Origin of the sequence: Kribbella pittospori (genome assembly GCF_004331465.1) — a bacterium.
In the GTDB taxonomy this organism is placed as follows: domain Bacteria; phylum Actinomycetota; class Actinomycetes; order Propionibacteriales; family Kribbellaceae; genus Kribbella; species Kribbella pittospori.
This window is the reverse complement of sequence record NZ_SJKB01000018.1, coordinates 90,481-114,297: the sequence shown is the minus strand read 5'-3', so window position 1 is coordinate 114,297 and position 23,817 is coordinate 90,481. Positions and strand designations below refer to the sequence as shown.

24 protein-coding genes are annotated in these 23,817 nt (G+C 67.9%); 8 read left to right on the top strand and 16 right to left on the bottom strand.

All coding sequences use genetic code 11. The annotated features are described in order from the left end of the window. Positions 1-87: 87 nt before the first annotated feature. Complete coding sequence (locus E0H73_RS38475) at positions 88-1,287, bottom strand: phytase (protein WP_131364999.1); 1,200 nt, start codon at positions 1,285-1,287, stop codon at positions 88-90. 163 nt (positions 1,288-1,450) lie between these two features. Here E0H73_RS38475 and E0H73_RS38470 point away from each other — a divergent pair, with 163 nt between their 5' ends. Both E0H73_RS38470 and E0H73_RS38465 read left to right on the top strand, forming a co-directional pair. Further along, on the top strand, positions 1,451-2,392 hold the full coding sequence (locus E0H73_RS38470) for an EamA family transporter (protein ID WP_131364997.1): 942 nt from the start codon (positions 1,451-1,453) through the stop codon (positions 2,390-2,392). A gap of 484 nt (positions 2,393-2,876) precedes the next feature. After that, a complete protein-coding gene (locus tag E0H73_RS38465) occupies positions 2,877-3,467 on the top strand; it encodes a hypothetical protein (RefSeq protein ID WP_131364996.1) in 591 nt (196 codons plus the stop codon). Between the two features lie 300 nt (positions 3,468-3,767). On the opposite strand, the gene E0H73_RS38460 is transcribed toward E0H73_RS38465, so the two are convergent. Together E0H73_RS38460 and hisC are read right to left on the bottom strand one after the other, a co-directional pair. Beyond that, a complete protein-coding gene (locus tag E0H73_RS38460) occupies positions 3,768-4,493 on the bottom strand; it encodes an SDR family NAD(P)-dependent oxidoreductase (protein WP_165555976.1) in 726 nt (241 codons plus the stop codon). Beyond that, positions 4,490-5,569 carry a histidinol-phosphate transaminase gene (hisC, locus tag E0H73_RS38455; RefSeq protein ID WP_131364992.1) on the bottom strand — a complete coding sequence of 360 codons (1,080 nt, stop codon included), beginning with the start codon at positions 5,567-5,569 and terminating at the stop codon, positions 4,490-4,492. Before hisC ends, E0H73_RS38460 begins: the two co-directional genes overlap by 4 nt. A 168-nt stretch (positions 5,570-5,737) precedes the next feature. Between hisC and E0H73_RS38450 the strand changes: the two genes are divergently transcribed. Further along, a complete protein-coding gene (locus E0H73_RS38450) occupies positions 5,738-6,610 on the top strand; it encodes a dimethylarginine dimethylaminohydrolase family protein (protein WP_131364990.1) in 873 nt (290 codons plus the stop codon). Here the strand turns inward: E0H73_RS38450 and E0H73_RS38445 are convergent. Continuing rightward, complete coding sequence (locus tag E0H73_RS38445; protein ID WP_238164554.1) at positions 6,594-7,178, bottom strand: PEGA domain-containing protein; 585 nt, start codon at positions 7,176-7,178, stop codon at positions 6,594-6,596. The genes E0H73_RS38450 and E0H73_RS38445 overlap by 17 nt on opposite strands. A gap of 4 nt (positions 7,179-7,182) precedes the next feature. Further along, on the bottom strand, positions 7,183-8,295 hold the full coding sequence (locus E0H73_RS38440) for a phage tail tip lysozyme (protein ID WP_131364986.1): 1,113 nt from the start codon (positions 8,293-8,295) through the stop codon (positions 7,183-7,185). A gap of 98 nt (positions 8,296-8,393) precedes the next feature. Between E0H73_RS38440 and E0H73_RS38435 the strand changes: the two genes are divergently transcribed. Continuing rightward, positions 8,394-9,062 carry a GntR family transcriptional regulator gene (locus E0H73_RS38435; protein ID WP_131364984.1) on the top strand — a complete coding sequence of 223 codons (669 nt, stop codon included), beginning with the start codon at positions 8,394-8,396 and terminating at the stop codon, positions 9,060-9,062. A gap of 97 nt (positions 9,063-9,159) precedes the next feature. Here E0H73_RS38435 and E0H73_RS38430 read toward each other — a convergent pair whose 3' ends face one another. From E0H73_RS38430 to E0H73_RS38395, 8 genes are all read right to left on the bottom strand, one after another. After that, positions 9,160-11,202, bottom strand: coding sequence for a hypothetical protein (locus E0H73_RS38430; RefSeq protein ID WP_131364982.1), 2,043 nt, complete (start codon positions 11,200-11,202; stop codon positions 9,160-9,162). After that, positions 11,199-12,413: an enolase C-terminal domain-like protein gene (locus E0H73_RS38425; RefSeq protein ID WP_131364980.1), complete on the bottom strand. Its 1,215-nt coding sequence runs from the start codon at positions 12,411-12,413 to the stop codon at positions 11,199-11,201. The genes E0H73_RS38430 and E0H73_RS38425 overlap by 4 nt, the downstream gene beginning before the upstream one ends. After that, positions 12,410-13,150 carry an SDR family NAD(P)-dependent oxidoreductase gene (locus E0H73_RS38420; protein ID WP_238164553.1) on the bottom strand — a complete coding sequence of 247 codons (741 nt, stop codon included), beginning with the start codon at positions 13,148-13,150 and terminating at the stop codon, positions 12,410-12,412. The genes E0H73_RS38425 and E0H73_RS38420 overlap by 4 nt, the downstream gene beginning before the upstream one ends. 97 nt (positions 13,151-13,247) lie before the next feature. Continuing rightward, positions 13,248-14,057: a carbohydrate ABC transporter permease gene (locus E0H73_RS38415; RefSeq protein WP_131364976.1), complete on the bottom strand. Its 810-nt coding sequence runs from the start codon at positions 14,055-14,057 to the stop codon at positions 13,248-13,250. Beyond that, positions 14,044-14,973 carry a carbohydrate ABC transporter permease gene (locus tag E0H73_RS38410; protein ID WP_238164552.1) on the bottom strand — a complete coding sequence of 310 codons (930 nt, stop codon included), beginning with the start codon at positions 14,971-14,973 and terminating at the stop codon, positions 14,044-14,046. Before E0H73_RS38410 ends, E0H73_RS38415 begins: the two co-directional genes overlap by 14 nt. Continuing rightward, positions 14,970-16,253, bottom strand: coding sequence for an ABC transporter substrate-binding protein (locus E0H73_RS38405; RefSeq protein WP_131364974.1), 1,284 nt, complete (start codon positions 16,251-16,253; stop codon positions 14,970-14,972). The genes E0H73_RS38410 and E0H73_RS38405 overlap by 4 nt, the downstream gene beginning before the upstream one ends. Positions 16,254-16,267: 14 nt before the next feature. After that, positions 16,268-16,999: a FadR/GntR family transcriptional regulator gene (locus tag E0H73_RS38400; protein ID WP_202867766.1), complete on the bottom strand. Its 732-nt coding sequence runs from the start codon at positions 16,997-16,999 to the stop codon at positions 16,268-16,270. Next, a complete protein-coding gene (locus E0H73_RS38395) occupies positions 16,996-18,045 on the bottom strand; it encodes a DUF4185 domain-containing protein (protein ID WP_202867765.1) in 1,050 nt (349 codons plus the stop codon). Before E0H73_RS38395 ends, E0H73_RS38400 begins: the two co-directional genes overlap by 4 nt. Before the next feature lie 194 nt (positions 18,046-18,239). Between E0H73_RS38395 and E0H73_RS38390 the strand changes: the two genes are divergently transcribed. Together E0H73_RS38390 and E0H73_RS38385 are read left to right on the top strand one after the other, a co-directional pair. Further along, positions 18,240-18,626, top strand: coding sequence for a phage holin family protein (locus E0H73_RS38390; RefSeq protein WP_131364972.1), 387 nt, complete (start codon positions 18,240-18,242; stop codon positions 18,624-18,626). A gap of 1 nt (position 18,627) precedes the next feature. Then, the gene (locus E0H73_RS38385) at positions 18,628-19,059 is read left to right on the top strand and encodes a low molecular weight protein-tyrosine-phosphatase (RefSeq protein WP_131364970.1); all 432 of its coding nucleotides are present in this window, start codon (positions 18,628-18,630) and stop codon (positions 19,057-19,059) included. A 1-nt stretch (position 19,060) separates the two neighbouring features. On the opposite strand, the gene E0H73_RS38380 is transcribed toward E0H73_RS38385, so the two are convergent. Further along, positions 19,061-20,272: a pyrophosphate--fructose-6-phosphate 1-phosphotransferase gene (locus E0H73_RS38380; RefSeq protein WP_131364968.1), complete on the bottom strand. Its 1,212-nt coding sequence runs from the start codon at positions 20,270-20,272 to the stop codon at positions 19,061-19,063. Between the two features lie 77 nt (positions 20,273-20,349). After that, complete coding sequence (locus tag E0H73_RS38375; protein ID WP_238164551.1) at positions 20,350-20,814, bottom strand: Lrp/AsnC family transcriptional regulator; 465 nt, start codon at positions 20,812-20,814, stop codon at positions 20,350-20,352. A gap of 89 nt (positions 20,815-20,903) precedes the next feature. Here E0H73_RS38375 and E0H73_RS38370 point away from each other — a divergent pair, with 89 nt between their 5' ends. Both E0H73_RS38370 and E0H73_RS38365 read left to right on the top strand, forming a co-directional pair. Further along, positions 20,904-21,812: a DMT family transporter gene (locus E0H73_RS38370; protein ID WP_238164550.1), complete on the top strand. Its 909-nt coding sequence runs from the start codon at positions 20,904-20,906 to the stop codon at positions 21,810-21,812. Then, complete coding sequence (locus E0H73_RS38365) at positions 21,809-22,786, top strand: LLM class F420-dependent oxidoreductase (RefSeq protein ID WP_131364964.1); 978 nt, start codon at positions 21,809-21,811, stop codon at positions 22,784-22,786. Before E0H73_RS38370 ends, E0H73_RS38365 begins: the two co-directional genes overlap by 4 nt. Here E0H73_RS38365 and E0H73_RS38360 read toward each other — a convergent pair. Continuing rightward, complete coding sequence (locus E0H73_RS38360; RefSeq protein WP_131364962.1) at positions 22,779-23,780, bottom strand: acetamidase/formamidase family protein; 1,002 nt, start codon at positions 23,778-23,780, stop codon at positions 22,779-22,781. The two genes, E0H73_RS38365 and E0H73_RS38360, sit on opposite strands and share 8 nt — an antisense overlap. Between the last annotated feature and the right edge of the window lie 37 nt (positions 23,781-23,817).

The following is a 23,817-nucleotide window of genomic DNA, read 5'->3' as shown; positions in this document are numbered from 1 at the left end:
GACACCAGTCCACCCACTGGTCATATCGCGACGCTCATATTACAGAAATCTGCAGCCCTGGCGACATGTGTCACAACTGCATTGCGATCAGGGCAGCTTCTCGAGCCGGACCAGCTTGAAGTTGGTGCCCTCGCGGTCGCCGTCACCAGGCGTGTTCTCGCCGTCATGCACAGCGAACAGACCGTGCGGGAACCGCGGCCCGAGCGGCTGCGTCGTCACGGCCGCACCGTCACTGTGCTGTACGCCGTCCGCCGCCGCACCGTCGACCACCTGGAAGCCGGCGCGGTAGACCAGCCGCCGCCCGTCCATCCGGTACGACGCGAACGTCGAGTCACCCTGGCTGGACGCGTACAGGATCCGCTTGCCGTGCTCGTAGGCGATCGTCAGACCTTCGGCGTCCGCGCTGAGGTACTTCCCGGCGTCCCGGCTGACCGGCCCGGTCGGCGCGCATTCCTCGGTCTCCTCGTCGTACGCCGCCGGCTGGCCGTACTCGCGGACCTTCTCCACCAGCTCGGGCTTGCCGTGCTGCGGGATGCGCCAGACGCCGACGTCCTCCTGGGCGGCGTACAGGTCGTTGGTGGTGCGGTCGAAGACCATGCCCTCGAGCTGCGGACAGTCGCCGGGCTCCTCGCACGGCGACCAGGTGCTGCCGTCGCTCAGCCGGAAGCTGCTCGGCAGGTCGACCTGGCCGATCGGACGGTAAGTGATCTTGCCGTGGCCGTCGGGGACAAGCCGGAAGAAGCCGACCCGGGTCTCGCTGCGCCGCGTCACGGCGACGACCGGCTGTCCGTGGAGCTCAGTGGCGGCCAGACCGTACACCGTGTGCTGGTCCTGGACCTCGTCAGTGTCCTTGCTGAACACGAGCGGCGGCTTGGCGGTGGTCGCGTCGGTGAGTCGCCCGGCCTTGACGGCGTACGTCCTGAGTTGGTCGCGGCCGCGGTCGGTGACGACCGCGAGGTCGCCGACCAGGTCGACGTTGTTGAACCGCCCGGGCTCCTGACCCGGCGCCGGCGGAGGCGGGGTCGCGATGTGCTGGACCTCCTTGCCGGCGAGGTCGAACACGGTCAGCCCGCCGTTCTTCAGCGTCCCGAGAACGACGCTGCGCTCGGGGTGCTTGGCGTCGATCCAGATGGCCGGGTCGTCGGCGTTGGCGTTGCCGCCGGCCTCGTCGTCCCAGTTCGGCGCGGTCTCGGCGACCGCGATCACCTCCGTGAGCCCACTGGCGTACGCCGGCTGGACACCCAGCGTGACGACCATCGCAGCAAGCGTGACACCGGCGATCCGCATCCAACTCTCCTCACCATCGGCAGTACGGCGCAGATTGCCCGGGCTGATGGACTGGCGGGAAACAGCGGATTGCTGACTGGAAACCGGCTTGCGCGGCGACGCCTGCCCGCTTAGCGTAAGCATCGTCTTTGCATGACACCCCTGACAGCCGAGGAGGCTCCGGATGGCCGCTTCTGCCCCGGCCGCGCTGCCCGACGCCGGCGCCCGGCCGGCCTCGAGCGCGATGATCTGGACCGCGCTCGCGGTCGTGTACGTCGTCTGGGGTTCGACCTATCTCGGCATCCGGGTGGTCGTGGACGCGGAGATCCCGCCGATGCTCGGGATGGCGACCCGGTTCCTCACCGCGGCGCTGCTGCTGGCCGCGGCGCTCAGCCTCAAATCGGGTTGGCGGCGGCTGAAGATCACCCGCCGGGAGGCGCTCGGCGCGGCCACGGTCGGCATCCTGTTACTTGCCTTCGGCAACGGTGCGGTCGCGATCGCGGAGCAGACTGTGCCGTCCGGTCTGGCGGCGCTGCTGGTGGCCGCGATCCCGCTCTGGCTGATGCTGTTGCGCGTCGGTGGCGGCGAGCGTCCACGCGGTCTGACGTGGCTCGGCGTACTGATCGGATTCGGCGGTGCGGCACTGCTTGCGTTGTCAGGTGGCAACACGAGCGCGAAACCGCTGTCCGTCGCGGTCCTGGTGGTCGGAACGATCTGCTGGGCCACCGGCTCGCGGTTCGCGCCGCGTCTCGGCCTGCCGCGCGATCCGCTGGTGACCGCGCTCTACGAGATGGTCTTCGGCGGTACGGCGATGGTGCTGATCGGCGTGGTCCGCGGCGAGCCCGGCCGGGTGCACCTCGACCGGATCGATGGATCCGGCTGGCTGGCGCTCGGCTATCTGATCGTGTTCGGCTCGCTGCTCGCATACTCCGCCTACTCGTACCTGCTCGCGAACGCGCCCATCTCGTTGATCGGCACCTACGCGTACGTGAACCCGGCGGTCGCCGTACTGCTCGGCTGGTTGATCCTCGACGAGCACATCACCTGGCAGATCCTGCTCGGTGGCGCGGTGATCATCATCGGCGTCGCGCTCGTGGTCACGGCCGAGCGGCGCTTGCGGGCCTGACCTCTGGAGACGGAAGAACCCGGGCCCTTGCGGACCCGGGTCTCCCACCGCTGCCGATGCGCGCGGCAGCGGGCCATGGTTTGCCGGCCGGCACCCTGCCCCGAAAAAACACGGCGCGAAACTCCGGCAATGGTTCAACGATTTCCGATTCATCATGGTATTGCTCGTTCGGCGACCACCGAGCCCGCCGAAAACAATCTTCCGATTCACCGGGTCTCATCCGTCACCCGCGCTGACTCAACGACGTACTCCGGGATCGGTTACGGCCGATTCCCCATCAACTGCCGATCGGTTCGGCGACAGTCCCGGCTGACGGCAAGTTGCCTGGTCAGAGCGGATTTGCTGCGCCGTCAGGGAACTCATCACGTGCCGCCTATGAGGGCATGCACGGACGCAATAGCTGACAAAAAAGTTTGTAACCGCCCCCGCCAGGTGTCGTTACCACTAAGACGAATCCGTCAAACCCGAAAGGAAACCTGGCATAATGCAGGTAACTCGCAAGATCGCCGCTGCCGCGGCAGTGGCGACTGTCGCCACGCTGGGCCTGGCTACCGTTGTGAGCGCGAACGTTCTCGACGACACGCAGCAGAAGGCTCAGGACACCGGCCTGGCCGACGCCGCGTCGCTGGCCAGCAAGGCCTACGGCCACAAGGGCTGGTACGGCGTCAAGAAGGACGGCGGCCTCGTTGCCGTTGACGACAACAACGTCGGCCCGTTCCAGGCCTGCCACCTGTTCGGCTCGGGCACCGGCATCGGCGGCAACGTCCCGGCCAGCGACGTCGTCGGCGTCGTCGGCTTCTGGAACAACGGCAACTCGGTCACCGCTGTCAAGACCTGCGAGCAGGGCTCGAAGCAGGCCAACAGCAAGTGGTACAAGATGGGCGACAACGGCGTGCTGTCCGTCAGCCGCAACAACGTCGGCCCGTTCCAGGCCTGCCACAACGAGGTCTCCGCGACCGGCATCGGCGGCAACGTCCCGCTGACGAACCTGAGCGGCGTCCTGGGCCTGGGCAACAACGGCAACTCCGTTGACACCCTGAAGACCTGCGAGCAGGACTCGGCGCAGAATAACTGACCCTCCCTGGTCAGTGATGCAGGACCCGAAAGAGCCACCTCGGTGGGGTGACTGATTCGGTAGCACCATCCGCGGCGCCGGGAGCAAGCCTCACTCCTCCCGGCGCCGCATCACGCCCGGCCCCGTCCCAGCGCGGACCGGGCTTTCGCATGTCCGAGCCGCTCCCCGGAAACTTCTCGCCGCCTGACGGCACTTTGTTTCCGAACGACCATCTCAACACCGCCGTACCCGCCCACCTTGGGCACCGATCAACCACCCCCGGCCCGCTCAGGTGGTTGAGCCGTGCACAAAGTCGCGAATCTAGAGGTGTCTGAGGTCTATGCAGGAGCCGTTGGGTAGGGGGCGGTTGAGGAGGGACCAGATGCCGGTGGCGGCGGAATCGGGGGTGGCTAGGGCGCCGGATTGTTTGAGGTCTTGGAAGCGGGCTACGGATGGGAAGGAGTCCGGGTCAGTGGAGCGGATCTCGGATTGCATGGCGGTGTCGACTACGCCGGGTGCGACCGCGATGACCCGGCAGCCGTTGGGCGGCTGCTCGGCGCCTACTGTGCGGACCCATTGCTCTACGGCTGCCTTGCCGGCGGTGTAGGAGGACCAGCCGGCGTACGGCGTTTTGGCGGCACCGGAGGACAGCATCACCAGGTGGCGTTCGCAGCGTAGGCCGGCGGTCGCGGTCAGGAAGGCTCGGCCTAGGACCTGCGGGGCGACCGAGTTCAGCAGTACGGCGCTGGTGTACGCCTCGCCGTCGACCGCGTGCGCCGGCCCGATCGGCGTGATCGTGCCGGCGTTGTGGATGAACACGACCCGATCACCGTCGTACCCGGCGAGCTCGGCCTCGAAGTGCTTCTCGACCCGTTCCCAGTCGGCCGGATCGGACAGGTCGGCCTTGAAGTGTTCCGCCGTACCTCCGCCGCGCCGGGACAGGTCGATCACCCGCGCGTCCGGGTACGGCGCGGCCGCGGCCAGAGCCGCCCCGATCCCGGCCGATGCGCCCGAGATCCAGATCAGCGACCTGGCCGCCGCCGTCACTTGCGCCAGTCGCGCGCGACCGCGAGGAAGAGGTCGTTCGCCTCACGTTCGCCGATGGAGATCCGGGCGCCGTTACCGGCGAACGGACGGATCGAGACCCCCTCGGCCTGCACCGCCTCGGCGAATGCAACCGTGTCCTCGCCGAGCTCCAGCCAGACGAAGTTGGTCTGCGAATCAGGCACATCCCACCCCGCGGCGCGCAACTCCTCAACGACTCGGGTCCGCTCACCAACCAGCGCCTCGACGCGCTCCAGCAACTCGTCCTCGACGGCCAGCGAAGCGATCGCGGCCGCCTGCGCGACGTGGCTGACCCCGAACGGCAACGCACACTTCCGGATCGCCGCAACCACCTCGGGATGGCCGATCGCATACCCGACCCGGAAGCCGGCCAGCCCGTAAGCCTTCGAGAAGGTCCGCAGTACGACGACGTTCGGCCGCTCCCGGTACACCTCGACACCGTCGACGACTCCCGGCTCCCGGACGAACTCGCGGTACGCCTCGTCCAGCACGACCAGGACACTCCGCGGTACGGCGTCCAGGAACGCCATCAACTCGTCCCCACGAACCACCGGGCCGGTCGGGTTGTTCGGCGTACAGACCAGGACGACCTTGGTCCGCTCGGTGATCGCGGCTTCCATCGCCTTGAAGTCGTGCCGCGCGTCGGCGGTCAGCGGAACCTGGACCGAGGTCGCGCCGGTCAGCTGGACGGCGATCGGGTACGCCTCGAACGAGCGCCAGGCGTAGACCACCTCGTCACCCTCGGAGACCGCAGCCTGCAGCAGGTGGTAGAGCAGAGCGACGGACCCGGTCCCGACGGCGAGGTCACTCACCGGTACGCCGAACCGTGCCGACAGGGCCTCGAGCAGGTCGACCGCACCCATGTCGGGGTAGCGGTTCATCTGCGCCGCGGCCTCGGTGGCAGCAGCCAGTACACCGGGCAGCGGCGGGTACGGGTTCTCGTTGCTGGACAACTTGTACGTCGGCCGGCCGTCGGAGCGCGCGGGCGGACGACCGGGCTTGTAAGCCGCCATGTCGTCCAGGCACCCGCGGAAGCGAACCTCGTTGTCAGGGGTCATGCCCGCAGGTTAATCCTTACCGCACCCTCCGGCCACCCTGGCTGGGTCACACCCGGAGGCGTCCTGAACCCCCATGTTGCGCGGACCGAAGCTTGACTGCACACTGACTGATTGTCGGACAATCAGGGGATCTGGCACACAGATCTCAACAGTCATCGGAGGGTGTTCATGGGTCAGTCGCTGGAGTGGGGTCGCCGGTATCTGATGGTCCGCCCGGACCACTTCCGGATCGACTACGTGATCAACCCCTACATGTCGACCCACGACCAGCCGGATCCCGAGCTGGCGCTGAAGCAGTGGGACTCGCTGCGGCAGGCGATCGTGGACGCCAACGGCGAGGTCGAGGTGCTGCCGCAGCGGCCGGACTCGCCGGACATGGTCTACGCGATGAACCTCGGTTTCGCGGCGGCGGACGGCCGGGCAATGCTCTCGCACATGCGGTTCGAGCCGCGTCGCAAGGAGTCGCTGACTGCGGGTGACTGGTTCGTCGGGCACGGGTTCACCCTCGGCCGGCCCGGCAGCGACGGCGTCGGGCCGCACTTCGAGTCCGGCGACGCGTTCGTGTTCGGCGACAGCCTGGTCGTCGGCTACGGTCCGCGCACCGAGGCGGACGCCCTGAAGCACCTGGCGACCGAGTGGAACATCCGCGTCCGCGGGCTGCGGATCGCGCACGAGGGCATGTACCACCTCGACCTGCCGTTCTGCCCGGTCGACAACACCCACGCGATGGTCTACCCGCCGGCGTTCGACGCGGCGAGCCAGACGGCGCTGTTCGACCTGGTCCCGGACCCGATCGTGCTGACCGACGACGAGGCGTTCGCGTTCAGCGGGAACTCGATCGTGGTGAACGAGACGATCATCATGCCGGCCTGCTCCCCGCGCCTGCACGACGTACTCACCGGACTCGGCCTGCGCGTGGTCGTCCTCGACCTGACCGAGTTCCACAAGGCCGGCGGGTCCGCTCGCTGCCTGACCAACCCGCTCGACTTCCCGCTGGACTCCATCACCACTCCGGGCGGCGAGGTCATCCTCCCGGCCTGACCGTGTAGATGAGCTCGAGGTCATCGGGGTCGTACCCGTGACCGGTGAGCCAGTCGCGCGCGTTCTTCCGGCCTTCGGGATAGGTCAGCTTGATGTAGAAGGCGAGGTACTCGGAGTCTCCCGGGTGAGCCCGGGAGACGCCCTGGTCGATGGTGAAGCCGCGGCCGACCAAGGGCAGCTCCTGCAGAAGCGGGTACTTGGCCTCGAGCCGGCCGTTGAGCTCGTCGAACCGGCGGCCGGCGTCGGACTCCGTCTCCAGCACCTGGTCGGGATGTGCAGTCTCCCAGGCACGTCCCTCGGAGTCGTCGGCGAACAAGTACATCTTGTAGCCGGCGTCCGCATGGATCTCGACGGTCTCGGTGTACGTCTCGAACCCATGCCGCTCACCGGTCAACGTATGCCGGCCCGCCTTCACCGCGACGTCGCCGTTCGCCGGGATCTGCCGGCCGTCCAGCGTCAAGGTGAGGTCGTTCGGGATCGACTTGATGGTCAGCGTGTGCTCCGCGTCCCCGCGGAACACCACGAAGCCACCGATCAGCAACGCGATGACAACCAAGAAGAACAACATCCGCCTAGCCATTCTTCAGCCGGGCAACGGTGTAGTGGCCGCGCGAGTCGGAGAAGTACACGCGCGACGCCTCCGGCACGTGCTCGGTCAGCGAGGCCGACGCCGCGTTGTACGTCTTCCCGTCGCCGCCCGTGTAGTTGCCGATGTAGATGAACGTATGCCCGTCGTGCACGAAGATGTCGCCGGGCCGCAACTGGCCTTCGTTCGTGAGGTCCTCGAACACCTCGTACTTCGGTGACCCCCGCACATAAGCCCGCTGGCTACTGGTGAGCCGGCGTACGTAGTCCTTGTCGGCACCACTCATCACCATCACGGTCGCCACGAAGACACCGCAGTCGGTCAGCTCGTCGTACCCCTTGGAGCCGTTGTACGCCGCCTCCGCCGCTGCATAACCCGGTTTCGAGTCGTGACCGTGGCCAGGAGTGTCCCAGGCAAGTGCGAGCGCGGTCTCGACGATTCCACCGTCGCACTGTCCCCCACTTGCGCCAGCGCCGTACCGCTCCAGGACAGTGCGGGCGTCTGCCTTGCGCTGGGCCCAATTGGCACCGGTCAGGTCGTCGCGATCAGCGAAGCGCTCAAAGTGGTAGCCGAAGGCAAACGTCGCCTCGTCCACGGTCGTGGCGGCCTTCAGCTTGTCACCGGCGATCTTCTCCGGCACCGGCCCGTCGCCGTCGAGCTGGTCCTTGAGAAAGTCCAGCTGGAACTCCAGCGTCTCGATAGTCGCGTCGTCGACACCCGCGTCCCGGGCCGGCTTGATCAGCTTCGCCGCAGGAGTCCACTGCACCAGGCCCCACCCGAGCGGGCTGTCGAGCGCGTCCGCCGGATGCGTGACCGTGCCCGGTACGTCGCCCTGACGCAGCGCAGGCTCGACGCTGGACTCGGTGATCAGGTTGCCGATCACCCCAGCCGCCTGCTCCTTGCTGTAGCCGGCCGAAACGAAGAAGTTGAAGGCCTGCTGCTGATTACCCTTGCCCGTCAGGCCGGCCGGATCGCACTGCGCCTCGGCCGTATCCATCCCGGCCAGGCCGACAACGATCAGCGCCAGCACGATCAGCAGCGGCAGGAACAGCGCCGCCACGACGCCGCCGATGATCGGCACGACCTTGATCTCACCCACCCGAAAATCCTGCCTGAAATGGGCCTTTCCACGTCGTGAGTTATCCACAGGGGGGTGCCGGGCGCGACAACGGACCCGGCCTGGACGAGAATCTCCCTATGTACGAACGGCTGCGGGTGGATCGCTCGACGACAGTGGACCGGGTGGTCGACGCCCTGCGCTCCGCCCTGTTCGCCGGCGACCTCGAGCCCGGTACGCCGTTGCGCGAGCAGCCGCTGGCCGAGGCACTGGGTGTTGCCCGGAGCACCGTTCGCGAGGCCATGACGATGCTGGTCACCGAGGGCCTGGCGGTCCGCGAGCCGAACAAGGGCGTCAGCGTCGCGATCCTTCACCCGGACGCGGTGGCGGACATCTGCCGGGCCCGGTTCGTGCTGGAGTCGGCCGGGATCCGGGCCTGGTTCGACGCGGACGAGGCCGCGCGCGAGCGGGTCCGGGAGGCGATGCGGACGTTCGCCGCGACCGCCAAGGACGGCGCGGACCCGGAGGCGATGACGGAGACGCACCTGGCGATCCACCGCAGCCTGGTCGCGCTCACTGGCAGCGAGCGGCTGATCGCGACGGCCGACTCGGTCACCGGCGAGGCACGACTCGCACTGGCCCGGGTGGACGCATTGCGGCAGGACGCGCGCCAACAGGTCGCGTCCCACCGCAAGCTGGTCCGGCTGCTCGAACGCGGCGAACTGGACGAATGTGTCGAGGAGCTCCGCCGTCACCTCGAGGGCGCCCAGGAGTCCCTCCTGGAAGCCATCGCGATGCCGCCCAGCTGACCGCCCCCGGCAGCCCCGCTCCCCGTCTTATGGGTCAGCCCATCGGAGGGTGGGTTGGCCCACCGGATTCCGATGGGCCAACCCACACGCGCGTGGGTCAGCCCAGCAGACGGGGGCCGGTGGCGGTGACGTCGTACGTCTTGGAGCCGACGCGGAGGCCGGTCAGGCGTGCGTCCGGGTCCAACGAAGCGACCTGTGGGGTGGCTGTCACTGTGCCGTCCAGGCCGACCTCGATACCGAAGACACCTTCCAGGATCAGGCTGACCCAGGATCCGGACGACGAGCACGACCAGTCGATCAGGTAGGGGAACTGCGGCGGCGACTTGCGCGCGCCACCGGCCATGGCCGGGACCGCCTCCTCGACGAAGTGCGCCTGACCGGTCGGACCTTGGTTGGCCGATTTCGCCAAGCCAGGCAGCCAATCCAGTACGACGTCCGCCCGGCCGAGCTGGAACAACGCCCGCCCGGCGTCAGCCGGCCACGCCGGATAGGCGCCGTTCCACTGGTGATCCGGCCGCAGGCTGAAGGCCGCATCGGCGTCGTACGGCGAGAGCGCGCGCATCCACGTCGGTGTCTGCAGTTCCCGCTGGAAGAAGTCGACCATCTCGGCCCGCTGGGTCTCCGACAGGTCGGCGGCCATCGTCGTACCCACGATGTTGAAGTCGTAGCAGTGCCGCACGGGGACCATGGCCCCGTCGGGCTGCCGGGCGTGGAAGAAGCCGGCGCCCTCGACGTACAAGTCGTTGACGTGGCCGGCCTGCTCGTCGGCCTCCTTGCGCAGCAACTCGGCACGGTCGGCGTCGCCCGAGCGGGAGGCGAGCTCGGCGGCAACACGGAGGCACCACACGTTCGCGGCGTTGAAGCTGGCGACCTCGTGGACGTAGCTGCTGACGCACTCCAGCAGGTTGTCGATGCCGCCGTAGTCCGCGAGCGCGTGCTCGCCACGCAGTCCACGCCAGGCAGTCGCCCAGTCGTACAGGTGCTCGCCGACCGGCTTGCTGCCGACCGAGTCGTCGAGGAAGCCGGAGTTCCCGGTGAAGCGCACGTAGTCACGGACCAACCGCGTCATCGCAAAGTCGTTGACGGAGTACCAGTAGCCGACCGGTCCGCCGGTCAGCCACTCCGTCCCGAAGTGCTTGTGCGTGTCGAGATCGATCCAGTGCTCGATGTGCTTGCGCATCGGTGCCGGATCGAGCAGCGCATGCGTCAGCGACGAGAGGCTGTAGTCCCAGATGAAGGTCGTCGTCTGCCAGTACCGCGGCATCAACGTGTCGTACGTCCGCCCGAGCACACTGGCCGGGTTGTCCCGCCGGAACCAGATCACCCCGAGCACGCCCCACCAGTACAGCTTCCGCAGCGCCTCGTTCGACGTCTCCAGGATCGGCAGCGACCCACTGAACCCATCGCTGTCCGGGTCGAACGCGTCCGCCAACGCCTTGTCCCACAGGACTTCCGCGTCCGCGATCACCGCCGGTACGTCGGCCACACACGCATCGAAGTGCTCCGTCGCCTCAGCCAGGTCCCCCGCCAGCACATGTACGTACGCCAACCGGCCACGGCCCGACGAGTCCAGCGTGATCGTTGCTTCGAGCATCGATCGGTCCACGGCACCCGGTACGTCGAGACCCTGCACACTCACCGCGGACCCGGACTCCCCCGTGCCGACGACGCGCTCGCCGTCGGCACGCAATGTGTTCGGCTCCGACGGCGGCTCCGGCTTCAGCCAGCCTCTCGGCGAACGAGTCGCCGTACTGTTCAGTGCAAGACCCAGACGCACCGAGCGCCCTGGTGTCCCGGAAACCTCCAGCTGCACGACGACCGCCGGGCGACCCGGTGCACACGCGGTGGTCGACCGCAGGTCCAGCCCGTCGACAGTCGTCGACCGCACCACGCAGTCCGGCCGCCACACCACCTCGACGGTGCCGCCGTACGACCGGGCCAGCCGGCCGTCGACGTACAGCTGACCGGTGATGCAGTCGCCGTGCGAGCACGGCGGGAAGTTCACGCTGCGGACCGCGAACACGTCCAGATCGACCTGTGCGGTGCCCAGGAAGTTCGTCAGCCCGGGTGGGTTGAACATGTCGTCGTACGTGTGGGTCAGAACGTCGCTCGCCAGATCGGCGCTGCGCGGGATGGTCACGAAGGATCGGCCCAATCGGTGTTCGGGAGCAGGGGGTACCAGTCCGGCCTGGCCGGGTCGCGGTCGTACGGATAGGGGCCGAGCTCGCGGAACAGTTCGGCGTACTCGGCCAGCTTGTCGCGGTCCAGCTCGACCCCGAGCCCGGGCGCCTCCGGTACGGCGATCGTCCCGCCGTCGTACGAAAGCTTGCCTCCGACAATGATGTCGTCGCGCAGGTGGTGGTAGTGCGCGTCCGCGGCGAACGCGAGGTTCGGGACCACGGCGCCCAGGTGCAGCATCGTCGCCAGCTGGATGCCGAGCTCACCGGACGAGTGGACGGCCACCCCGAGCTGGAAGGTCTCGCAGACGCCGGCCGCCTTGATACACGGCCGGATGCCGCCCCAGAACGTCGTGTCCAGCAGGATCACGTCGACGGCCGGGTCGAGCACGTTCGCGGCGAGCTGCTCGAAGTTCACGACCACCGTGTTGGTGGCCAGCGGGATCGGGGTGTTCTGGCGGACCCGGCGCATTCCGTTGAGGCCCCAGGTCGGGTCCTCGAGGTAGTCGTTGTCGAGGTCCTCGATGCCGCGGGCGAACCGGATCGCCTCCTCGACGCTGAACGCGCCGTTCGGGTCGAACCGGACCCGGTGCCCGGGGAACGCCTCGGCCAGCGCGCGGAAGCACTCGCGCTCGTAGTCCGGCGGGAACACGCCGCCCTTCAGCTTGTGCACGCGGAAGCCGTGCTCGTCGACGAGCGCCCGCGCGTGCTCCACCAACTGCTCGGCCGTCCGGATCTCGCCGGTTCCGTCGTCGGCCGGATGCCGGAAGAACAGGTAGCTGGCGAACTCCACGCGGTCGCGGACCTTGCCGCCGAGCAGTTCATGCACAGGTACGCCGAGCTCCCGGCCCTGCAGGTCGAGGCAGGCGAACTCGATCGCGGCCAGCAGCTGGGTCCGGTTGTTGTACAGGCTCGCGGTCGGGTTGGCGAGCATCCAGCGCAGCGCCTCGGTGCGGGCCGGGTCATGGCCGACCAAGTAGGGCTTGAGTCCGGTGACAGCGGCCTCGGCACTCTGGCCGCCACCGCCCATCTCGCCCAGGCCGATCAGCCCGTTGTCGGCCTCGACCTCGACGACGGTCCGGACGAACCGCCCCCAGTGCGCGCCGTTGCTGTGCCGCAGCGGTGCCTCGAGCGGCATCGTGACGGTGGTGGCGCGGATGTCGACGATCTTCACTTGGTGTCCTCCGGCAGTACGACGGCCAGTCCGGCGGTCAGTCCGCCGTCCACTTTCACATCCGCGCCGGTGACGAACGCGGCACCCGGTGAGGCCAGGAAATGGATGACCTCGGCAATTTCTCCGGGTGTCGCCACCCGCCCGAGCGGATGCGAGCGACCCCACTCGGCGACCACCTCGTCGGTCGATCGCCCACCACCGAACTGCGCTGCGGACGTCCGCAGCATCGGAGTGTCGACCGATCCCGGGCAGACCGCGTTCACGCGGATCCCGTCCGCGGCGTGGTCCACCGCCATCGCCCGCACGAGGCTGAGCAGCGCGCCCTTCCCCATCGAGTACGCCGCCACACTCGTCTGCGCCGCGTAGGCCTGCACCGACGAAACCACCACAACACTTCCGCCGCGTGGGAGCTTCGGCACGAAGGCCTGACAGGCAAAGAACACCCCGCCGACATTCACCGCCATCACTTCATCGAAGACGTCCGGCGGCGTATCCACAACAGTCCCGTACCGCTGAATCCCAGCCGCACAGACCAGCACATCCACGCTCTCGAGCTGCTCCGCAGCTCCTGCCAACGCACCCCGGTCACCCACGTCGACCACGAGCCCGCGGACGCCCAACTCCTTCTCGAGCGCCGCAAGCGCATCTGCGTCCCGATCGAGCACGACCACGTGGTCGCCTTCGGCAACAAACTTTTCGACAGCACCCCGCCCGATCCCGGCGGCCCCCCCGGTCACGACGACTGTGCGGTGCCCCCCACCCCCGCCGCCGGAGGCGGCGCTTTGCACTTCGCCACCGGAGGTGGCGCCAGGATCCTGCGACATATGTGTCCTTTCAGAACTGGCCGAGGGCGAGGCCCCGGGAGAAGAAGCGTTGGGCGGCGAGGAAGAGGATGACGGTGGGGAGGGAGACCAGGAGTCCGCCGGCCAGGACGGTGGGCAGGGCGGCGCCGCCGTACGTGCTCTGCAGGCCGGTGAGAGCGGGCATGATCGGGCGGACCGATTCCGACTGACTCAAGGTCAGGCCCAGCAGCAGGTCGTTCCAGACGAACGTCGCCTGCAGGATGAAGATCGCGGCCAGTGCCGAACCCGCCATCGGCAGGTAGATGCTGCGGAAGATCCGGAACAGTCCGCCGCCGTCGACGACCGCGGCCTCGAACACGCTCCGCGCGATCCCGGTGAAGAAGTTCCGCATCACGAACGCCGAGAACGGCACGCTGATCGCGGTGTAGACGATGATCATCCCGACCCGGGTGTCGTACAGCCCGGAGTCGGCGTACCCGGAGAACAGCGGCATCAGGATCATCTGCAGCGGGAAGATCGTGCCACCGAAGATGAACACGAACCACAGGAATCCGCGCTTCAGCTTAAGTACGACGATCGCATATCCGGCGGCCGCACCGATCAGGACCGCGAGCACCGGCGCGATCACGCTGTACAGCGTCGTCGCGACCAGCGTGTCGCCCAATGCGGCCTTGTTCCACGCGTCCGCGAAGTTCGTGAACAGCGAGAACCCGGCCGGCTTCCACACCGTCGCCGCGTCGTAGCCGTCGACGGCCTTGGACGCGTTCACGATCAGCAGGTACACCGGCGCGAGCCAGATCAGGCCGAGGACAACGAGGAAGGGAGTCTTAACCCTGCTCACGCGAATCTCCCAACTGGTAGCGGAGATAGAGGATCGACGCGGCAAAGGTGACCAGGCTCAGGAACAGCGCGATCGCGGCGCCCTGCCCGTAGTCGTTCAGCACGAACGTCTCCTTGTACATGGACAGCGCGAGCGTCTCCGACGACGTACCGGGTCCGCCCTGCGTCATCACCCACACCACGTCGAACGTCTTCAGGCTGCCGACGATCGACAGGCCGATGACGACCGTGGTGATCGGCCGCAACTGCGGCCACAGCTGGTGCCAGAACATCCGGAAGCCCTCCGCACCATCCAGCCGAGCGGCCTCCAGCGGCTCGGCCGGAATGGACTGCAGCCCGACCACGAACAGCAGTGCGTTCACACCGGCCGCCTGCCAGGTAACGGCCACGATCATCATCAGCGTGTTGCCCGGACCGGCCTGCAGCCAGCCGGTGTGCGCACCAGGAAGGCCGAAGAACCCCAGCATCTGCCCGAGCGCGCCGTCCGGCTGCAGTACGAAGCCCCAGATGACACCCACGGCCACACCGGAGATCGCGTACGGCAGCAGGAACGGCAACCGCAGCCAGGTGCCCCACTTGTGCCCATACGTCAGTACGGCGATCAGTAGCCCGAGCACCACCGGCAGGGTCACCATGCCGACGACCCACAGCAGCGTGTTGACCAGCGCACCGGTGAGATCCGGGTCGCTGAACATCGCCTTGTAGTTCGCCAGCCCGGACCAGATCGGTGAAGCCAGACCGTCGTAGTCGGTGAAGCTGACGTACGTCGTCCAGAGGAACGGCAGGTACAGCAGCAGTGCGACCACGCCCACGGCCGGCAGGCCGAACAGCGGCGCGGCTCTGGCACCCGTCCGCGCCGACTGCTGCCCAGTCGTACGGCGCTTCACGGGTGCCGGCCGCTCGATCGTCGAGGTCACTTCTGCTTGGCCCAGTACGCGTCCGCCTCGGCCTGGATCTTCTGCAGGCCGGGCATCGGATCGCCCGGCTTCGTGACGAACGCACCGAACACCTCGAGCGCCTTGTTCGCCACCGGCACCGGCGTCGCCTCGAACCAGCGGTTGATCAGCCGGTAGCCGTCACCGCCGACGTCCTTGTTCAGCGCCGCCAGGCCCGGGTCCTTCACCTCGGCCTTCGGATTGAACGACAGATCGCCGCGGGCGTTCGCCCAGGCCGTCTGCGCCTGCGGCGTGACCCACCAGTCGGTCCACTTCTTCACCGTCGAGGCGTGATCACTCGCGGCGGCCGAGCAGACCGGACCGGTCTCGAAGATCATCGAGGTCTTCGGCAGCGACGGATTCACGTTCGGGATCAGGAAGAAGTCGTAGTCGGTGCCGGCCTTCATCTTCAGCGTGTTCAGGTTGCCGCTGAACCAGGTGCCGAAGTTGATCATCCCGACAGCGCCGCTCTTCAGCTGCGCCTGTGGCTCGGTCTTCGATCCCGGGTCGCTGAAGTCGCCGGCCTCGATCATCTTCTTCCACTCGTTCATCACCTCGACCACACCCGGGTCGGTGTACTTCGCCTTGCCGGTGGCCAGCGCGTCGTACAGGTCCGGGTCCTTACCGGCCAGCAGCGTCTCGAACCAGACGAAGCTGAACAGGATGTTGGTCTGGTAGAACGGCTTCACTCCGACGGCCTTGACCTTGTCGGCCACCGTCATCAGGTCCGCCCAGCTCTTCGGGGTCTCGGTGATCCCGGCCTTCTTGAAGACGGCCTTGTTGTAGTACATCACCCAGTAGCCCGCGAGCAGCGGGAGACAGTACTGCTTGCCGTCGAAGGTGAAGTACTGCTTGAGCTGCTCCGGGATGTTGCCGTCAGCAACCGCCTTGCTCCACTGGTCCGTGGTCTCGGCGACGAGCTTCTGGTCCACCAGATCCTGAAGCTCCTTGCCGGTGTGCCAGCTGAACAGGTCCGCCTTCTCCTTGGTCCGGAACGACGACCGGATGAACGCGGTGTAGGTGTTGGAGTCGGAGTAGCCGACCGGCTCCATCCCGACGCCGACGTCCTTCTTGCTGGCCGCGCCGACCTGGACGAAGGCGTCCTTCCAGCCGCCCTTGTCGTTGTAGAACTTCAGCGAGTCGACCGGCTTGTCCTCGCCCTTGGCGGCACTCGAGCCGCCATTGCCCCCGCAGGCGGACAGCACGAGCGCGCCGGCCACCGCCAGAGCGGTCAGTGCTTTCCGATTGGTGATGCGTCGCATTGTGGTGCGTCCTCTCAGCTCTCAGGGGTGCTGGGGTCTTGGGGCGGGTTGACACGTTCGTTGATGACGGCAAGGACTCCGTCGAGGTGCTCGCGGGTCAGCCGCTCGGCCAGCTCGGAGTCGCCGGCCAGGACGGCTGCGTGGATGGCCCGGTGCTCGTCCAGATCGGTCTGCCGATCGCCGTGGATGTGCAGGATCTCCAGCTGCTCACGGACGTTGACGACCGTCACTGACTCGACCACCTCGGCCAGCGTCGCGTTGCCGGACGCCTGCGCCAGCGAGCGGTGGAAGTCCATGTTGACCTCGGCCAGCTGGGCGTGGTCCCCGGCCGCGATCTGCTCGGCCGCAGCGGTCAGATCACGTTCCATCTGCTGCAGCGCGCTCTCGGCGCGGACCCGCGCCGCCAGTGCGGCGACCGGTGGCTCGATCAGCGCCCTCGCCTGCAGCAACTCGACCAGGCGATCTGCCGACGGCGTCGGAGCCAGCGGGTTGGCCAGAACCAGTCGGCCGACGTGCGGACCGACGTACACGCCTGATCCGTGCCGGAGCTCGACGGCGCCCGTGGCCTCCAGCCGGCGGAGCGCCTCCCGCACTGTCGGTACGGCGACCTTGAAGCGGTCGGCCAGTGACCGCACCGATTCGAACTGGTCACCGGACGACAGCTTGCGGTCGGCGATCAGCGCCAGCATCGACGCGGCCAGATCGTCGAGAAGGCTCCGGCGTACGACGCCACCCGATGAGCTCACTGTGCTCCCGCCGGGGCCAGGGTCACTCCGACGAACCGTGGCCGGTAGATGCTCACGTCGGCGTACAGGTCGGTGTTGGCGTCGAGGCTGTTGACGTTGTAGCTGACCAGGAGCTGGTTGCCGCGGCGCAGGTCCGGGTGGTCGTGGGAGTTGTACGTGATGATGTTGGCGTTCCCGTAGCTCCCGGTCGCTCCGGTCTCCGGGGTCTGGTAGAGCTCGACCGGCTTGACGAACGGACCGGTCGGCGAGCAGGAGAAGTACCCGAGGACGCGCTTGCTGAACAGCTCTTTGGTGTCGTGGGTGACCAGCACGTAGCCGTCGTGCCAGCGCGTCACGCTGTGCTCGTTGGCGACGCCCTCCAGCACTCGGGCCGAGGCGGTCTCGTCCGCCGACCAGCCGGACCCGGTCCAGTACTCCCACGGCTTCGCGGTGAGGTCATCGCCACGGACCCGCGCGACGTGCTGGTACTTCGAGCTGCCCAGGTCCTCGACACCGTAGATATAGGTGTAATCGCGGTCGCTCAGCAGCCAGGCGGACCACTGCACGTTGGCGGCTGACGGGAGCGGGGTGAGCGAGCGCAGCTTGAGTGTCTTGCTGTCGAACCGCGCAAGGTAGTTGCTGGCCCAGTGCCAGTCCCACTGACCCGGACCGGTCTTCTCGAACCGCAGTGCGGTGACGTCGAGGTACCGACCGGCGTGGCTGGTCGCCGCCGCGCCGACCCAGTACCAGCCGTTGGCCGGGGTGCCAGGAGCGCCGTCGGGTTGGCCGGCGTACCGCCGGTGACGGTCTTCAGCGTCTTGCCTTGCTGGACCACGAACGAGTTGTTGATGAACGGCGTTGTGGTCGGGCGGCTGCCATCCGGGTTGACCGGGCCGAGGAACGTGTCCGAGAAGACCCAGGCGGTCCGGCCGCCGGGCAGCTGGACCGAGTAGGTGCTGTCCGCACCGGTCCAGCCCTTGCCGGAGTTGCTGTAGGCGTTCAGCAGCGACTCCGGCGCCGCGTGCGGCTCGGCCGTCGCCGTCCAGTTGGTTCGCACCGCGCTGCAATCCGGTGTCCCGGACGCAACCGCAGGCGACGTGATTGCTCCAGCGGTCAACGACACCACTCCGACTGCAGCGACCCACCGATGTCGAAACATGAAAATGATCAGATCACTTGGTCATTCTCGTGTCAAGGTCAGGGGTCGGCTCAGGGTCGCGCCGGGCCTGGGTGCTACCGCTCGGATGGGAGGATCGACGGCATGAAGAACTTGGTCATCAGGCTGCTCGCCAACGCGGTCGCGCTGGCGATCGCCAGCTGGATCGTCGCCGGGATCACCCTGCAGGGTGCGACCACGGGCCGGCGGATTCTCACGCTGCTGATTGTCGCCGCGATCTTCGGTGTGGTGAACGCGATCGTGAAGCCCGTCGTGAAGCTGCTGTCGCTCCCGTTCATCATCCTGACGCTGGGGCTGCTCACCTTCGTCATCAACGCGGCGATGCTGCTGCTCACCTCGTGGATCACCGGGAAGCTGGACGTCCAGTTCCACGTCGACGGCTTCTGGAACGCCCTGCTCGGCGCGTTCATCATCACCGTCGTCGGCATCATCATCAACGCCGTCCTCCCGGACAAGGCCGAGATCAAGTGACATGAGGCGGGTTGAGATCGTCTGCTCTGGCAACATCTGCCGGTCGCCGATCGGCGAGGTCGTGCTGCGGGCCAAACTCGCCGAGGCGGGGATCGACGACGTACAGGTCACCAGCTCGGGCACGGGCGGGTGGCATGTCGGCGACCCGATGGATCCGCGGGCCGCGGCGGCGTTGCGCCGCCGCGGGTACGACGGCAGTGCGCACCGGGCCCGGCAGTTCCGGGCCGGGTGGTTCGCGGAGCGCGATCTCGTGCTCGCGATGGACTCGGGACATCTGTCCGCGCTGACCCGGCGAGGTCGCGCGGCCGTCCCGGTGCAGTTGTTCGCGGACGTCGACGTACCGGATCCGTACTACGGGGACGACGCCGGGTTCGAGGACGTCCTTGCGCAGATCGAGAAGGCGGCCGACCTCTGGGTCGACCGCCTCCGGTGAGCTAGGGCTGGCTGAGTTCGGCCTTCAGCGCGACGAACCAGTCGACGCCCGGGTCGAACTTCTTGCCGCCGGCGATCCGCGGGAACTCGATCGCGCGCAGTTCGTCGCCGCGCTCCTCGTCGTGGCCGACCACACCGCTCTCACCGCGCAGCGCCGCGTCGACGGCGTAGTCGGTGCACTCCTTGATCAGGGCCAGGTCGCGGTCGTTGGCCGCGGCCGAACGGCTGAAGTAGCCGCTCTTCTGCACCATCGTCTTCTCGGCGCCGATCCGCTCGGCGAACTGCTTGGCGAACCAGGCACCCGGGTTGATCGTGTCCAGCTTGACGTGACCGAACGGGTCCCGGCCGACCTCCTCGCCCCGGGCCTCCAGCTCGGCCACGATCGACTCCACGCCGGCACCTTCGGACAGGAAGATGTTGACGCAGTCGTGCTCGTCCATCACCTTTCCGAGCCGCTCCGCCTCGGCGTCCAGGTCGATCGTCTCCTCCGGCACGTACACCGCGTGCACGTCCCAGCCGGCCGCGTCCAGGCCGATGCCCGGGTTCCACTCCTGCTGCTTCCACCAGTCGCGGTACTCCCGGGCCGTTGCCGCGGTCAACCAACCGCAGTTGCGGCCCATCACCTCGTGGACGATCAGCATCCGGGGGTTCGAGCTGTGCTCGCCGATGATGTTGCGGGCGAACAGCGCACCCTGCTCGGCCGCGGTCCACGCACCCAGGCTCTGCCGGATCGGGATCACGTCGTTGTCGATCGTCTTCGGCAGGCCGACCACGGTCAGGTCGTAGTCGTGCTCGTGCAGGTACGCCGCCAGATCCGCCGCGGTGGTGTTGGTGTCGTCACCACCGATGGTGTGCAGTACGTCGACGCCGTCGGTGACGAGTCGCTCGGCCGCGACCTGGAGCGCGTTCTGGCCCTCGGCGATCAGGCCGCGCTTGACCAGGTCGGCGGTGTTGGTCAGCTTGACCCGGCTGTTCCCGATCGGGCTGCCGCCGAACTTGTGCAGCAGGGACGCCTTCTCCCGTACCTCCGGCGTCACCTCGACGTATCGGCCGCTGAGCAGGCCGTGGTACCCGTTCAGGTAGGCGATGATCTCGACGTCGGGCGCCACCTCGGTGTAGCGCTCGATCAGCCCGCCGACGGCGGACGACAGGCAGGGCGCGAGCCCGCCGGCGGTGAGCAGGGCAACTCTGCGGACAGACTTGTCGGCAGCCATGGTCCAGGGTCCTTCCAGAGGTCGCTGAAGTCGCCAACAGCCTAGTGAGGCAGACCACTGTCAGCGGTGGTTGGGGTTCACTCCAGCGGCACCGAGCGAGGCGGCACCGGGGTGGAGACGACGAAGGAGCTGGTCGTCTGGCCGTGGACGAGGAACTTGTCGAGAACGTCCTCGAGACTGGCGATGGCGGCGACCTGGACGCGCATCAGGAAACAGTCCTCACCGGAGATGCGGTGGCACTCGACGACTTCCGGCGTACGCGCGGCCAGCTCGATGACCCTCGGGATCTGCCCCGGACCGGGACGCAGCCGCACCCAGGCCGCGACCGGCAGCCCGAGCGCGGCCGGGTCGACCTCGAGCCGGTAGCCGCGGATCACGCCGGATTCCTCCAACCGGGTGACCCGCTCGCGCACGGTCGGCGCCGAGACTCCGAGCCGGCGCGCCAGCTCGGTCGTGCGCAGCCGTGGATCCGCTGTCAGCTCGGTCAGCAGCCGCACATTCAGGGCATCAAGTAGCGGCTTTTCAGTTTGAAGGGATTGCACGCCTTCAGCGTTCGTTCCGGCAACCATCAGTCAGCTCCTCGGCTCGTTTCGCCATGGGAAACGGCGGATGCGATTTCTAGGGTAATCACGTGGCAACCATCGTGGAAGCACCGCCTCAGAAGGGCCTCGCGACCGGAGCAGCGACCGTGACCGTCGTGCTCTGGGCCTCGTCGTTCGTCGCCATCCGGCACGTCGGCACCGAGTTCTCCGCCGGTGCCCTGGCCCTGATCCGCCTGGGCCTCGGCAGCGTCCTGCTCGGTGCGTTCCTGTTCCTCCGCCCCCGGCGGGAGGTCCCCGAACGCCGTTGGCCGGGCAAGCGCGACTGGCCGCAGTTGCTGGCCTGCGGCCTGCTCTGGTTCGGCGTCTACAACCTCGCGCTGAACGAGGCTGAACGCCGCCTCGACGCCGGCACCGCGGCCATGCTCGTCCACATCGCCCCACTGTTGATCGCCCTGCTTGCCGGCCTCACTCTCGGCGAGGGCTTCCCCCGCCAGGTCATCATCGGCAGCCTGGTCGCGTTCGGCGGCATCGTGCTGATCGGTACGTCGACCTCCACCGGCCGCGCGGAAACCTGGGGCGTCATCCTCTGCATCACCGCGGCCGCGTCGTACGCCATCGGTGTGGTGACGCAGAAGCCACTGCTGAGCCGGCTTCCCGCAGCGGAGGTGACCTGGCTCGCCTGCACGATCGGCGCGGTCGTCTGCCTCCCGTTCGCCCGGACTCTGATCGACGAACTCGGTTCCGCGAGCGCCGGGACGATCTGGTGGGCGGTATACCTGGCTGTCTTCCCGACCGCGGTCGGCTTCACCACCTGGGCGTTCGCTCTGCGGCGGACCAGCGCGGGCAAGATGGGCGCCACGGTGTACGCCGTACCGGTCGTCGCCATCGCCCTTGGCTGGCTCTTCCTCGGTGAGACTCCCGCTCTGCTCGCGCTGGCCGGCGGTGCCTTGTGCCTCACCGGTGTCGCGATCTCACGTCGTACCCGGAGGATCCGATGAAGTTCGGTGTGTTCGTACCGCAGGGCTGGCGGATGGACCTGGTCGAGATCGAGGACCCGGTCGAGCAGTGGGAGGCGATGACGGCTGTCGCCCGCGCCGCCGACGCAGGTCCGTGGGACTCGATCTGGTTGTTCGACCACTTCCACACGGTCCCCGAGCCGGTCCGCGAGACCGTCTTCGAGGCCTGGTCGGCGACGGCGGCTCTCGCCCGCGACACCGAGCGCGTGAACATCGGCCAGATGGTCGGCTGCAACGGCTATCGCAACCCCGCCCTCTACGCGAAGATCGCGGCCACCGTCGACGTCGCCAGCCACGGCCGTTTGTACGCCGGAATCGGCGCCGGCTGGTCGGAGCACGAGTGGAAGGCGTACGGCTATCCGTGGACCGAACTCAAGGACCGAATGGGTTCGTTCACCGAGGCCGTAGAGGTCATCCACCGGCTGTGGCACGAGGAGGACGTCGTCTTTGACGGCAAGTACCACTCGGTCGACCGGCCGTACGTCGAACCGCGCCGGCAACCGCCGTTCTGGATCGGTGGCGGCGGTGAGAAGGTCACCCTCCGGCTGGTCGCCCAGTACGCCGACGCCTGCAACTTCGGCAGCGGCAGGCCGGAGCTCGTCAAGCAGAAGCTGGCCGTACTGCGCGCGCACTGCGACGAGCTCGGCCGGGACTACGACGAGATCGTGAAGTCGACCAGTATCAACGTGTTCCCGATCGAGTCCGGCGCTGATCCGGCGACCGCGACGGCGAAGGCCCGGGGCCGCTACAGCGTCCAGGAGTTCACCGAGATCGGTGCCGGTGGTGGTCCGCCGGACCTCCGGGCCGGGATCGTCACGACCAAGGAGCTCACCACGCACATCGAGCAGTTGGCCGAGGCCGGCGTGGGGTACGTCATCGTCTACATCCCGGGCGTCGCGTACGACCACGAGCCGCTGCAACGGTTCGCGGAAGAGGTCGTGCCGGCGTTCAGCTGAGGGTGGTCGCCAACTCGCGCAGGTGCTGGTGGATGCCGGTGTAGGCGTCCGCAGCCGGCAGCAGGCGCTTCGGGACCTTGGTGACCACGCTGTAGTTCACGTCGACCACGTTGGCCAGCGGGACCTCGCTGATCTGGCTGAGCAACTGGTACGCATCCAGCTTGTCCAGTCCGTACAGCGAACCGAGCCAGTGCACCATGTCGACCTGCCCGGCCCGCCAGGCGTCCTCGAGTGGCCGGCTCGACCCGACCACGGCCAGGTACTCGTCGTTCTCGATCCGCGGCCAGACCGGTCCCGGCGTCTTCACCAGGTCCACGATCAGTACGACGTTCATCGCACCCTCGACCGCGGTCCCGCAGGACTCGCCCTCGCCCTGGCGGTAGTGCCCGTCGCCGACCGAGAACAGTGCACCCTCGACGTTCACGTTGAGGTAGCAGGTCGCTCCGGCTCGCATCTCCGGCGTGTCCATGTTGCCGCCGAACATGTCCGGGACCAGCGAGGAGCGCGCCTCACCCGCGGCGGGCGCGACCCCGACCGTGCCCAGCATCGGCTCCATCGGCAGCGCCAGCTCGAGGTTGCTGCCCTGTGCCTGGAACCCGACGGTCTGCTTGTCCGAGTCGACCTCGTAGATCCAGGTCCGCTCCGGCAGCGGATCCTGCAACGTCGCGGTCCGGTCGGTGCTCGTCAGTCCGCCGAAGTACGGGATGGTCGCGGACACACCCCAGGTCCGGGCCGGCGTCAGGTCGACGAAGTGCAGCACCAGGGTGTCCCCCGGCTCGGCGCCCTCGACGTAGAACGGGCCGGTCTGCGGGTTCACGAACGGCATCTTCAGCGAGGCGCTGGCGAGATCCGTCGTGCTGCGCAACGTGCCGCAGTACGCGTCCTCGGTCCACAACCGCAGGGCGGTGCCCGGCTTGATCCGGCGGACCGGCGGCACCCCGCCGAAGGTCCAGGCGAACTGCTCGGGCTCGGGGGTGAAGTCGAGGATGTCCACGAGTCAGCAACCTACGGCGTACGGCGGGATTGGGCGA